13 protein-coding genes and 1 pseudogene are annotated in these 12,100 nt (G+C 60.5%); 9 read left to right on the top strand and 5 right to left on the bottom strand.

The genetic code is table 11. The features are described from left to right. The coding region (locus VNC39_RS00070; RefSeq protein WP_325394934.1) for a hypothetical protein at positions 1-222 on the bottom strand (222 nt) is incomplete at its 3' end. On the opposite strand from VNC39_RS00070, the gene VNC39_RS00065 reads away from it, so the two are divergent. From VNC39_RS00065 to VNC39_RS00055, 3 genes are all read left to right on the top strand, one after another. After that, the gene (locus VNC39_RS00065) at positions 217-1,674 is read left to right on the top strand and encodes a PQQ-binding-like beta-propeller repeat protein (protein WP_325394931.1); all 1,458 of its coding nucleotides are present in this window, start codon (positions 217-219) and stop codon (positions 1,672-1,674) included. The two genes, VNC39_RS00070 and VNC39_RS00065, sit on opposite strands and share 6 nt — an antisense overlap. A 238-nt stretch (positions 1,675-1,912) precedes the next feature. After that, on the top strand, positions 1,913-2,467 hold the full coding sequence (locus tag VNC39_RS00060; protein WP_325394929.1) for an HdeD family acid-resistance protein: 555 nt from the start codon (positions 1,913-1,915) through the stop codon (positions 2,465-2,467). Between the two features lie 143 nt (positions 2,468-2,610). Then, the gene (locus tag VNC39_RS00055; protein ID WP_325394927.1) at positions 2,611-3,660 is read left to right on the top strand and encodes a YeiH family protein; all 1,050 of its coding nucleotides are present in this window, start codon (positions 2,611-2,613) and stop codon (positions 3,658-3,660) included. A gap of 250 nt (positions 3,661-3,910) precedes the next feature. On the opposite strand, the gene hpnR is transcribed toward VNC39_RS00055, so the two are convergent. Then, entirely contained in the window at positions 3,911-5,458 is a 1,548-nt protein-coding gene (gene hpnR / locus VNC39_RS00050) for a hopanoid C-3 methylase HpnR (RefSeq protein ID WP_325394926.1), read from the bottom strand. A gap of 472 nt (positions 5,459-5,930) precedes the next feature. Between hpnR and VNC39_RS00045 the strand changes: the two genes are divergently transcribed. Next, entirely contained in the window at positions 5,931-6,113 is a 183-nt protein-coding gene (locus VNC39_RS00045; RefSeq protein ID WP_325394924.1) for a hypothetical protein, read from the top strand. A 156-nt stretch (positions 6,114-6,269) separates the two neighbouring features. Here the strand turns inward: VNC39_RS00045 and wrbA are convergent, their stop codons facing one another. Next, positions 6,270-6,869, bottom strand: coding sequence for an NAD(P)H:quinone oxidoreductase (gene wrbA / locus VNC39_RS00040; protein WP_325394923.1), 600 nt, complete (start codon positions 6,867-6,869; stop codon positions 6,270-6,272). Positions 6,870-7,260: 391 nt separating this feature from the next. Beyond that, the gene (locus VNC39_RS00035) at positions 7,261-8,253 is read right to left on the bottom strand and encodes a zinc-dependent alcohol dehydrogenase family protein (RefSeq protein ID WP_325394921.1); all 993 of its coding nucleotides are present in this window, start codon (positions 8,251-8,253) and stop codon (positions 7,261-7,263) included. A gap of 268 nt (positions 8,254-8,521) precedes the next feature. Between VNC39_RS00035 and VNC39_RS00030 the strand changes: the two genes are divergently transcribed. From VNC39_RS00030 to VNC39_RS00020, 3 genes and pseudogenes are all read left to right on the top strand, one after another. After that, positions 8,522-8,719, top strand: a complete 198-nt coding sequence (locus tag VNC39_RS00030; RefSeq protein ID WP_325394919.1) for a hypothetical protein — start codon at positions 8,522-8,524, stop codon at positions 8,717-8,719. 141 nt (positions 8,720-8,860) lie between these two features. After that, positions 8,861-9,184: a hypothetical protein gene (locus tag VNC39_RS00025; protein ID WP_325394917.1), complete on the top strand. Its 324-nt coding sequence runs from the start codon at positions 8,861-8,863 to the stop codon at positions 9,182-9,184. A gap of 197 nt (positions 9,185-9,381) precedes the next feature. Further along, positions 9,382-10,350: pseudogene (locus tag VNC39_RS00020) on the top strand (GNAT family N-acetyltransferase); the annotation flags it as partial. 198 nt (positions 10,351-10,548) lie between these two features. Here VNC39_RS00020 and VNC39_RS00015 read toward each other — a convergent pair. Next, a complete protein-coding gene (locus VNC39_RS00015) occupies positions 10,549-11,172 on the bottom strand; it encodes a DUF938 domain-containing protein (RefSeq protein WP_325394915.1) in 624 nt (207 codons plus the stop codon). 153 nt (positions 11,173-11,325) lie between these two features. Between VNC39_RS00015 and VNC39_RS00010 the strand changes: the two genes are divergently transcribed. Beyond that, complete coding sequence (locus tag VNC39_RS00010) at positions 11,326-11,787, top strand: hypothetical protein (protein WP_325394913.1); 462 nt, start codon at positions 11,326-11,328, stop codon at positions 11,785-11,787. After that, positions 11,784-12,100 (top strand): hypothetical protein (locus tag VNC39_RS00005; RefSeq protein WP_325394911.1); only part of this gene is annotated, 317 nt, incomplete at its 3' end. The genes VNC39_RS00010 and VNC39_RS00005, both read left to right, overlap by 4 nt.

The raw sequence follows: 12,100 nt of genomic DNA, 5'->3' as shown, positions 1-12,100 counted from the left end.
ACGATCATTTTCCTCGCGTTCGGTTTTGCCAGGCTTGCCCGGAGCTTCATGTTGACCCCCTCGTTTTGTTTCATTTTCAAACTTGCGCTGTATTATGTCCACAAGAAAACGTCTGCCGAATATTCCGGCTTTTGCCGTCCGGAACCTGATCGCTTGAACGGTTGAAGAGGCTGTCCGATCCGGCGTGAGGTCGGTTGCGGCAGACAGGAGCGTGCGATGCATCTTCGGTCCGGTCTGTTGCCGGCATTCCTTCTGGCCGGCCTCTTCCCGGCCCTGAGCGCCGGCAGCGTCACCTCCTACCACAACGGTCCGGCGCGGGACGGAGCGTTCATCGCGCCGGGCCTGTCCTGGGGCGCGGCGTCCACCCTGCATGTCGACGCCAATTTTCAGGGCGCGGTGAAGGGCGCCGTGTACGCGCAGCCGCTTTATTGGCGCCCGCCCGGCGCGGCCCATGGAATGCTGATCGTCGCGACCGAGGCCGACGAGGTGGACGCGCTGGATGCCGATACCGGCCGCACGGTCTGGCGCACGCAGCTGGGCCGGCCGGTGCCCCTGGCGCAGCTCCCTTGCGGCGATATCGACCCGCTCGGCATCACCGGCACGCCGGTCATCGATGCGGCGCGGGGCGTGGTCTATCTGGATGCCATGGTCGAGCAGGACGGGGCGCCGCAGCATCTCGTCTTCGGGCTGGGTCTGTCCGATGGCAAAATCATGCCCGGCTGGCCGGTGAACGTGCAACAGGCCCTGCGCGGGAATTTCGACCCGGCGTTGCAGAACCAGCGCGGGGCGTTGATGTTGCTGGGGCAGCGCCTGTTCATCCCTTATGGCGGCCAGTTCGGCGATTGCGGCGATTATCATGGCATTGTGCTCGGCCTGGCGACCGATCCACCACATTTCCTCGCCGCCTGGGCCACGCGCGGCAGCAAAGGCGGCATCTGGGCGCCGGGCGGCATCAGCGCAGCCGACGGGGCGTTGTTTTTCACCACCGGCAATACCGATGCCGGCGCGGATTGGGCGGACGGCGAGGGGGTGTTCCGTCTCGCCCCCGATCTCGCGCGCAACCCCGATCCGCGTGCGTTCTTCGCGCCCGGCAACTGGAAGGCGCTGGATGACGAGGATCTGGACATTAGCGGGGTGGCACCGCTGCCGTTCGATCTGCCCGGCGGGGCCCGACGCCTGCTGGCCCTGGGCAAGGACGGCGACGCCTATCTGCTCGACCGGGACAATCTTGGCGGTTTCAACGGCCAGATCGCCTCGCTCCATGTCGCCAATTCCGTGATCATCACAGGCCCTGCCGCGTTTCCCGGCGCGGCAGCCACCGAGATTTTGGTGTTCCAGGCGCGCAACGCGCTCTGCCCGGATGGCGCGTTCTCGGGCGGCCTGGCGGCGCTCGCCCTCTCCGCCCATGCGATCAGGCCCTTATGGTGCGCCGCATTGCGCGGGCGGGGCGCGCCGATCGTCACCACGACCGATGGGCATGCGGACCCGATCATCTGGGTCGATGGGGCGGAGGGGGATGAGCGCCTGCATGCGTTCCGCGGCGATACCGGCGCGCCGCTGTTCACCAGCGCCGCCATTCCTGGCGTGCGACGTTTCGCCACGCCGATCGCGGCGAACCGGCATCTCTATATCGCCGGGGAGGGCCGCATCGTCGCCTTTAGGTGGAAGTCATGAACAAGAAAAGTGGCCGCTTTTTGAAAAAAGCGGCGCAAAAACTTTTGGTTGCGCTGGGCCTGAGGCGTTGGAACGGCACGGGCCCAAAGTAAACAAAGTTTTTTTGCTTCTTTTTGTTCACAAAAAGAAGCCCTTCTCTTTTCTTGCCTGTTCAGCAACCATCGCTCTAGAACAATATCAGACCATCGCCTTGCCTGTGACCTGACGGCCCATCAGCGTGCAACTGCAGGAGCAGCGAATGATCACATCCCTCCAGAGTGGCAATTTCTTTCACGACCGGGTGCGGGAGGCGTCGTCCAGGCTGTTCTGGTTCGGTCTCATCATGGCGCTGCTCGGGATTGCCGCCATCGCCTTCCCGATCTTCAGCACCTTGGCGGCCACCCTTCTTGTCGGTTGGGTGCTGCTCATCGCCGGCGTGGCGACGTTCATCAGCGCTTTCTCGATCCATGGGACCGGGCCGTTTTTCGCGGCCAGCCTGTTCGGCCTGCTGTCCACCGTTGCCGGCGTGTTTTTGCTGTTCAACCCGCTGGCCGGCGCCGTGGCCCTCACTTTGGTCCTGGGCGTCATGTTCATATTTCAAGGTGCTGCGGAACTCATGTTCGCCATGGAAATGCGTCCGGCGGCCGGCTGGGGAGGCATGCTGCTCTCAGGCCTTGCCAGCATCGCCTTGGCGATCATCATCGCGTGCGGCTGGCCCGGCATTTCGCTCATCGCGTTGGGCCTGCTCCTCGGCATCAATTTCCTTACCACGGGCCTCGGATATATTTTCGTCTCCCGCGCTGTGAAAAGGTAGGAAGCGGCGCCGCCGCGCTAATCCTGGGCTTTATTTGTTGGGATTCATTTAACCTCCAACATAGATAAATAATTCACAAATATGGTTATTTCGACAATTATTATCGAGTAGTCTTTTGGATAGAAAAAGATACATCGTCGCTTATGCGATTTGTAAAAAAATATTTTCCCGGTTTGCTGCTCTGCGTAGCCATCACCCTCGCCGCCACTGTGTTGCAGGCGGTCGAGGTCAGGGTAATCGGCCAAGCCTATCTTGAAGCGCTGGTGCTCGCCATTCTGCTGGGCCTCGTCGTACGTACGCTCTGGGCGCCGGGGACGGCGTACAGGCCCGGCATCACGCTGGCGGCAAAATTCCTGCTCGAGGTCGCGGTGATGCTGCTGGGGGTTGCGGTCAGCGCTCGCACGGTGATGGCGCTGAGCCCCAAACTGCTGCTCGGCATCGTTGCCGTCGTCGCGCTGTCGATCACCGCCAGCTACATGATCTGCCGGTTCTTGCGTCTGTCTCCGCGTCTGGCGCTGCTGGTGGCCTGCGGCAATTCCATCTGCGGCAATTCTGCAATTGTCGCCGTGGCGCCGGTGATCGGTGCGGCCGCGGATGATATTGCCGCCTCGATCGCTTTTACTGCAGTGCTCGGCGTCATCGTCGTGTTGCTGCTGCCGCTGTTGGTGCCGATATTGCTGCTGTCCCTCACGCAATATGGCGTGCTGGCGGGGCTAACCGTCTATGCGGTGCCGCAGGTGCTGGCCGCAACTCTGCCGATCGGCGCGCTTGCCAACCAGGTCGGTACGGTGGTGAAGCTGGTACGCGTGCTGATGCTGGGTCCGGTGGTGTTCACCCTGGCGATGCTGGCACCGAAGCTGCGTGAAGAGATGGACGATGCGGCGCATCTTACCGCCGGTGATCGGCCGAAGCCCGGCATGCCAAAAATCCATCATCTGGTGCCCTGGTTCATCGTTGGCTTCCTGCTGCTGGCCGGCGCCCGCTCGGCCGGGCTGATTCCGGTGATGCTGCTGCACCCGGTCAACCATGTCGCTGCTGTGTTGACAACGATTTCGATGGCGGCGCTTGGGCTTGGCGTCGATGTTCGCACCGTGGCGCGCGCGGGGGTGCGCGTGTCCTCCGCCGTGACCGCCTCGTTGCTGGTGCTGGGTGGCATCAGTCTGCTTTTGATCCGGCTGTTGCATGTCTCTTGAGGGTTTGACAGCCGAACGGTCTTCTTAATCCGCGTCGTTCATGGTCCTGAACGATTCGATCAGCCCATGATGCTGACTTACGGAGATAACAGCGGCCACAAACCTCTCAGCCGTGGCCCGATCCCCTGACCTTAGATCGAATCGCGTAGCGATCCGCTCTAAAATCTGAATCCGCCTCTAGATATAAGCTAGAGGGCGATTCAGACTTTAAGTCGAACCATGAAATGGTTCGACTTAAAGTCATCGCGCTCTAGCTCTTTTCCTCGAACGCCCGTGCGCCGGTTTCGACCACGAATTGTTCGGTGCTGCCATCGAGCGCGCGGTCGCCCCGGCTGCGGGCAGCGTGCACATAAATGCTTTCGGGCTTCGCATCGGGGACCGGCGAAGGCAGCGGCACTTCGTAGCGCACTTGCATTGCGTGGTCGGCGAGCAGTTTGGCCGGGTCGTAAACATTGTTGAAACGGAACAGGCTTTTCAGAAAATTCGTCTGCCCGCGAATCAGCTGGTTTCCTACGATGCCGGCCGTGTCCCACAGCGTGCGCCAGCCCAGATGCTTCATATACAGCACGCGCTGGGTCTCGATGAGCTCCCGATAGAAAGCCTCCAGCGGCAGTTTTGTTGGTAAAACGCAATGTTGGATGTCGAGCAGACGATAATCGCGCGAGGTGAGCTGGCGCTGCTCGGTCATCCAGGTCTCGGTGCCGGGATAGGGCGTGTTGACGCTGATATTGACGATTTCCGGCACATCCATGCACCATTGGCGGACGGTGGCGAAGCGCGTTTCATCCCAGTCGGGATCGGCGATCAGGTTGATCGCGACGTTGATGCCGAGCGAGCGGGCGAATTCCAAGGCCTCGAAATTACGCCCCAGCGGCACGCGCTTGCGGTAGCGCTGCAGCCCCTCTTCGTCGATCGCTTCCAGCCCGAGGAACATGTAGCGCAGGCCGAGCGTCTTCCAGAACTGGAAGACCTCCTTGTTGCGCAGCAAAACGTCGCCGCGTGTTTCCAGGTAATAGTTTTTGCGGATGCCGCGGCGGGCGATGGCCTCACCGATCGCCATGCCATGCTCGGCGCGGATGAAGGCGACGTCGTCGACGATGAAGGCGTTGGGCTCACGGATCGCGGCGAGGTCTTCCACCACGTTGGCGGGGTCGATCAGCCGATAGCTGCGGCCGTAGAAGGTCCAGGCGCTGCAGAATGTGCAATCCCAGGGGCAGCCGCGCGAAAATTCGATCGAGGCGCAGGGATCGAGCGGGCCGATGAAATAACGGCGCCGATGGCGCAGCAGATGCCGCGCCGGGCGGAGCGCGTTGAGGTCTTCCACGAACACCGGCTTCGGCCCGGCGCCTTGTGGCGTGACGGCGCCGGGCAAGGTTTGCAGGGGCCGGCCTGCCGCGATGGCGTCGAGCAGCAGCGGCATCACCGCTTCGCCTTCGCCGCGCAGCACGCAATCGATGGCGCCCTCGCTATGGCCGAGGATCGCCTCCGCCACGAAGGAGGCGCTGTGGCCGCCGACCACCACGGGAAGGCCGGGCCAGCGCCGTTTGGTCTCTTTCGCAAGATCGACGATCTCGGGGATGTTCGCGAGATAGTTGCAGGAAAAGGCGACGATTTCCGGCCGCCAGCCGCGCAGCCGGCGAAAATAGGCGGCATGGTCTTCGACCTGGAGATCGATCAGCTCGATGTCATGGCCGTGGGCGAGGGCGGATGCGGCGACCAGTTCCAGCCCGAGCGGTTCGAGGCGCAGGAAGACTTTTGTGTACATCAGGGGGCCAGGATGGACGCAGAGCACACGCATAAAATGTCTCCTGTCGATCAGCAGCGTAGCATGGGAAAATGACGTCTCGGGCGGCCCGCGGAGGTTGAGAGGCGCAAATATTCCGCCAGAAGGATAAAGGGATCGTCCGGTGCTTTTTGCAAGGAATTTCATGCACTTTGCGGGGGGAGGAAGGGGAGGCTACTTTTTGTGAACAAAAAGTAGCAAAAAAACTTTGTTATGCGGGGCCATGGGCGATGTCGTCGACACAGTCTCAGGCCCAGCGTAACAAAAGTTTTTGCGCCGCTTTTTTCAAAAAGCCGCCGCTTCCTTCCGGCCTCTATGCCAGGCTCATGAATTTCTCTTAAAGAGCGACGTCTTCACCGACGACGAGATCGTTACCTATATTGGTTACAAGCAAGCGCGGGAGGTTGATGAACTTCGCCTCAGGCCGTCGAAGCGGCAATGCGGGGGGAAGGGCCCTCACACAGGACAGAGAGAGGAGTGCGTTGTCATGAGAGAAGCTGAAATCCACGATTATGCGCGGCAATTATGGGAAGCGCGTGGCGCCAAGGCGGTGGCCGAAGCGGCGCAAAAGGCCTGCCGGTTCGAACAGAAGGGCGAGGACGGGCAGGCGAAAACCTGGCGGCAGATCGAGGCCGCGCTGAAGCTGATGCGCGGCCCCAATGCGAGTTGACGGCGCGCGGCCTTCGGTCCGATCCTAGAGCCGGATGATTTTAGATCGAATCGCGTAGCGATCCGCTCTAAAATCTGAATCCGTCTCTAGATATAAGCTAGAGGATTCTGACTTTAAGTCGAACCATGAAATGGTTCGACTTAAAGTCATCGCGCTCTAGGCCACCAGTTTGGCCGTGATCGCGGCCACGTGCCGGCCCAGGAAGCGGGCACCGTCCAGTTCGTTGGCGCTTACCTGGCGCGACGCATCAGGCGCCGCGATGGTCGTCGCGCCATAAGGCGAGCCGCCAGTAACCTCATCGAGTCTCAATTGACCCAGGAAAGAGTAGGGCAGACCGACAATGATCATGCCCTGATGCAGCAGATTGGTGATGATGCTGAACAAGGTCATTTCCTGACCGCCATGCTGGCTGCCGGTGGAGGTGAAGGCAGCGCCCACTTTGCCGATCAGCTTGCCTTGCGCCCAAAGTCCCCCGGTCTGATCCCAGAAATTCGCCATTTGTGAGGTCATGCGTCCGTATCGCGTGCCCGTGCCGACGATGATGGCATCGTAATCGACAAGGTTGGCGGGATTGGCGACCGGCGCGGGCTGATTGAGCTTGAAATGGCTGGCGCGGGCCACCTCTTCCGGCACCAGTTCCGGCACCCGCTTGATATCCACCTGGGCACCTTCGCCGCGGGCGCCTTCGGCGACGGCGTTCGCCATGGTTTCGATGTGACCATAGGCTGAATAATAGAGGACGAGGATCTTCGCCATTGTGAACTCCTTGGGGGTTGAGAAGGCAGTCACAGCTGGACGCCGCGCGACGGGGCGGAGGCGCGTGGTCTGCGCTCATGAAAAGGCGGGTCCTGCCAGGGACAATCGACCGGGCGCGGCGGAAAAGAAAGAAAAATTTGAGGGAGGTTCCGGCGCGCATGGCCCGCGCCGCTTGAGCGCGCCAAATCCAGAGCAGGGCTGCGCGGGCATGACAAGCCGTCATGGTCCGTCGCAAACGATAATGAGCAAGAGGCCGCTTTTTGAAAAAAGCGGTGCAAAAACTTTTATTATGCCGGGCCTGGGGCTGTGTCCGCGACGAAGCCCATGACCCAGCATAATAAAGTTTTTTTGCTACTTTTTGTTCACAAAAAGTAGCCTTTTTCTTCGCTGACTATCGCACGGTCACGATGATCTTTCCGAATTGCTGATTCGATTCGAGATACCGATGCGCTTCGACGATCTGCTCGAGTGGAAATGTCTTGGCGATTACCGGCTTGAGTGCGCCTGAGGCGAGATGGTCGACGATGAATTTCGTGGCCTTCTCCATGAGATCCGGCCGGCGGGTGACGGACCACAGCGTATAGGCGCGCACGGTGAGATTCTTGGCGAGCGCCGGGAACAGCGGGTAGGGAGTCGGCTCCGGCGAGAGGGCGCCATAGATGAAGATGATGCCCTCGTCCGCCGCGGCGGCGGCAAGATCGTTCAGGCCCGGGCCCGCCACGGGGTCGAAGCTGACTTTCGCGCCGCGCCCGGCGGTGATGGTCATGACTTCCTGGGCGAGGTCCTGCTCGGAGGTCACGATCACATGCTGGGCGCCGGCCTTCAGCAGGTCCGCGCGCTTGGCGCTGGTCCGGGTGGCGGCGATGGAAATGCCCCCGAGGAGATTGACGATCTGAATGGCGGCCAGGCCGACGCTGCTCGACGCGGCGGGAATGATCACGGCGTCGCCGGCGTTGATGGTCGTCAGATCGACCAGGGCACCGTACGCGGTGAGATATTGCATCCAGATGGCGGCGGCTTCCGACCAGGACAAATGGCTGGGATGTTTGGCGACGACATTCGCCGGGACGATGGCGGTATCGCCATACACGCCGTAGCGGGACATCGAAAAAGCCGGGATCGTGCTGACCGCGTCGCCGACCGACAGGCCTTTGACGCCGGGCCCGATCGCTTCGATTTCCCCGGCCGCTTCATAGCCGATCTGGGAGGGGAAGGTAGCGGTTTCCAGATAGGCGCCGGACCGGAACATGGATTCGGCCCGGTTGAGCCCGAGCGCATGAACGCGGATTTGCACGTCGCCCGGACCGGGCGCGCCGAGATCGAGATTTTCGATTTCGAGCACTTCCGGCCCGCCGGTTTTATGGAAACGGACAATGCGTGACACGAGATATCTCCTTATAAAATGATCCGGATGAAGTTTGGGACATGTTGTGGGTGCGGCGGCCCGCGCGTTAGATGGCTAGGGGACACGAAGAAGAGCGGCGGTGAGGCAACCGGCACGCCGCTCGCGCGCGGACAAAACGATAATGGCTTCAGTCCATTGCAGCGTCTTCTTTCGTCGCGACCACGGTCCCTTTTGAAAAAACGATTGTTTTTGCATGGGGGGAATGGTTTACATGGGCGCAAAAGCGATAACGCAAAGGGCCCTTGCCATGAAATTTCTAATTGAGGTTGGGAAGCGGAAAAATGCGAAATCATGGCTCGCGAAACGCGAGGCGGGTGAGGCCCTCACCATTGTGCGCGAGCTGCACTCGCAAGGCGTGACGGAAATCCATATTTATGACGCTGACAGCTTCGCGAGTGTCACCGAAGAGGAGCTGGCAAAGACCGCGCGGGTTCGCCCTCATTGAGGCGTCTTTCTCGACGCGGGGCCGATCATGGGGCCCCGGCGCAAGAACAAAGGCCTGGATTCCCGCCGGTTTGATCGGCGTCAAGGCGCGGTGGAGCGCCGCGTGAAACGGTCTTGAAAACATAGCGACGAGGTAGGCAATATGAAATTCCCCTCGATTCTGGCCGTGCTGGTCACGGCCATGCCCTTCATCCCCATCATGGCGTCGGCACAAACGTCGGCGCAGAGCGTGAGCCCGTCGGCCCAGAGTGAACGGCAGGGCGCGACGACCGGGTTGGGCTCGTCGCACCGGTTCCGATCGGCCGCCGCGGCGGCCGATCATTGCCCCGGAGACACGATCGTCTGGCTGACGGGATCGAAGCTCATCTATCTCCTGCCCGGCGCCGCCAAATATGGGAAAGGCAGCGGCTCCTATGCGTGCCAAATGGAGGCCGATAGCGCCGGCTTCCGTAATGGCGGCAGCTGAGCGCCGAAGCTCGCCAGAAAGGCTGCGCGCATTTCCCGCGGAGCGGGGACGGATCGGCCGGGCGTTCGCCAGGCCGGGCGGCGTCTTTTATATAAATTTTTTTATAAACATCGGAACGCAATAAAAACAAAACTATATTTGTTTCTATATAGTGACAAAAATGAGCCGGCGCCGGCATTCGGCCGTGAGGGGCTCGAATGGGGGAGGCTGTGCGACACGAACTTGCTGGCGTGTTGGATCTGCGCGCATTTTCACGCTTACGATGTGAATGGACGCAATTGGCGAATGACTCGCCCACCCATTCGCAAAGCCTGACGTACGAATATTGTGAGCTGGCGGCCGCGGCGGCGTTGGCGAAACAGGCAAAGCTTTATGTCATCAAAATATATGATGATCGCGGCCTCGTTCTGTTATGGCCGATCTCCGTTCGCCGGAACGGGCTTGTTCGCGTGGCGCGGGATTTGAGGTCCGATAGCGGCGAGAAATATGGCGGACCGCTGCTGCGCGCCCTGGCCGCGGATGAGGTGCTGCGCGAAGCGGTGCGGGCTCTCACCCGGATCGACGCCGATCTGTTCGAGCTCGCCTGGGTCGATGACGGTTCGGCATTGCAGCTTCTGATCGAAAGCGTGCCCCAGCCCTGGATCGTCCGCCACGCGCCGCGGCGCATTCGTTCCGCCTCCGGGGGCGAGGGCATGCCGCGCTACACGATCCATTTCGCCGGTTTTGCAAGCTGGCAGGATTTCATCGCGACCAGGGCGCATTCGGTTCGCCGGCAGCATAACAACCGGTTGCGGAAGCTCCTCAGGGAGCAGCAAGATATCGAGTTTGGCTGGTGCCGGCGGGCCGACGAGGCCGAAACGGTCCTGACATGGCTGTTTGCGAACAAAAAAGACTGGGCCGAAGCGCGAGGCTTCAGGACCGCGTATCTGATGAGGCCCGAGATGCGGGATTTCTGCATCGCCATGGCCCGCCGCACGGATTTAGACACGGTTCCGCTGGTCAGCTTCGTCAAGGTCGGGGGGAGGCCGATTGCCGCCAGCTTCAATCTGGTCGGGCCAAAATCCCTCGAATTCTTCATCACCACGTACGATCGGGCGTTCCACCCGTATTCGCCGGGAATCCTGCTGCTGACCTATGTCGCCCAATGGGCCTGCGAAAACGGCCGCGATTTCGACATGCGCTATCTTCACGTGGATTATAAGGCGCATTGGGCCAATTACACCGTCCAGTGCCGGCGCCACGCGGTCTTTCTCGCGCGGGGCAATGCGGCGGCGGCCGTGAGCCTTGCCGGACTGGCCGTGGGCAAAATTTTCGCCTCCTGCCGCCGCCGCTTGAGCGCCATCCCGTGGCGCCTGGGCGGTGCTTCAGCGCGGCGCCTTGCGGAAGATGACCGAGAGATTGTTGGCCGGCATCGGGACCGTTTCAGCCAATTCAAGGCGATGCTGGGCGGCAAGGTCCGCCACCTCGTCCAGGCGGCGCAGCCCCCAGGTCGGATTGCGCGCCTTCAAGCTCGCGTCGAAAGCGAGGTTGGAGGGCGCGGTCTCGACGCCCGGCTCGATATAGGGGCCATAGAGGAACAGAACGCCGCCGGCCGGCAGCAGGCGGCCGGCCCCGGCCATCAGCCCCTGGGTCGCTGACCAGGGCGAGATATGGATCATGTTGATGTTGACGATCGCATCCGCCCGCGCCACCGGCCATTTGTCGGGCGAGGCCGCGTCGAGCGGCAGCGGCGGCAGCAGGTTCGGCAAAGCGACCTGGGCCCGCCAGGCTTCGATGCTGGCAAGCGCCTCGGGCGAGGGATCGGTGGGTTGCCATTGCAGGCCGGGCAAGGCGGCGGCGTTGTAGACGGCATGCTCGCCGGCGCCGGCGGCGATCTCCAGCACGAAGCCGCGATTGGGCAAACGGGGTTTCAACACCGCAAGGATCGGGTCGCGGTTGCGGGCGGTGGATGGCGCGGTCATGGCGCCGGGTGGCATGTCGTTCGTCATGACGTTTCACCATAGCAAGCCGATTTGGCGGTGGAAAAGAGGCGTAAAAGCTTTGGCAATAATATACTTCATATACCCATGGGCGGCTGCTAGTTAGCGGAGGCGCCGTATGACCGCGCCATGGGGGGCGATTCCAGGCGGCTTTGGAGCCTTTTGGATATGGTCGAAAATTTTCGGATCAATGCACTTCGCGTTATTCAGACAGAGCTGCACGTTTTGATAAATCTAGGTGACCACAACCAGCGCTTCATAGAAGATAATGGCGGGTACAGAAACTTCGAACTGCTTGCGGCGCCAAAGCACTCGCAAACTCTTTCGAAAGCAATATCTGAAGTTAAATCTTTAACTCAAATGGCTGAAACTCTATTTGGTGACTTAAACTGCGTCCATATTAATCATGCGATTTCTAGTTTGCGGTGGTGGACTGAGGGCCATGGACAGAAGTGGTCTGATCTCAAAAGTCGGTCCGTTGCGTTAAGAAATGCCATCGACAATGAATTAAAAGAGTATCTTTATTACCAATACCCAAAGTTCAAAGGTCAAAAATTAGGCTCACACGAGACTGACTGGAAGTTGCAATCGCCGCTTTCCCAGCGATCTCGGTCGATGCAATGAGCGCAACAGATTGTTACGCGATGGGGCATAACACCGCCTCCGTTTTTCACTGCATGAGGGTACTAGAGCACGGATTGTCTTCATTAGCGTCTGAACTCGGCTTAAGTTTCGATCTTCAGCAATGGCATAACATTATTGACCAGATCGAATCTAAAATAGTTGAGCAGCGAAAGAAGCTTCCGCGCGGCATTGAGAGGAACGAGAAATTGCAGTTTCTTTCGGAAGCGGCGAAGGAGTTTTTCTATTTTAAAGACGGATGGCGGAATTACGTGTCCCACAACCGGGGGAGGTACGACGACCATCAAGCCCTCAG

The organism is Acidocella sp., assembly GCF_035535915.1.
Lineage (GTDB): Bacteria > Pseudomonadota > Alphaproteobacteria > Acetobacterales > Acetobacteraceae > Acidocella.
Note: the sequence above shows the minus strand (reverse complement) of the source record. Positions and strands in the feature narration are given on the sequence as shown.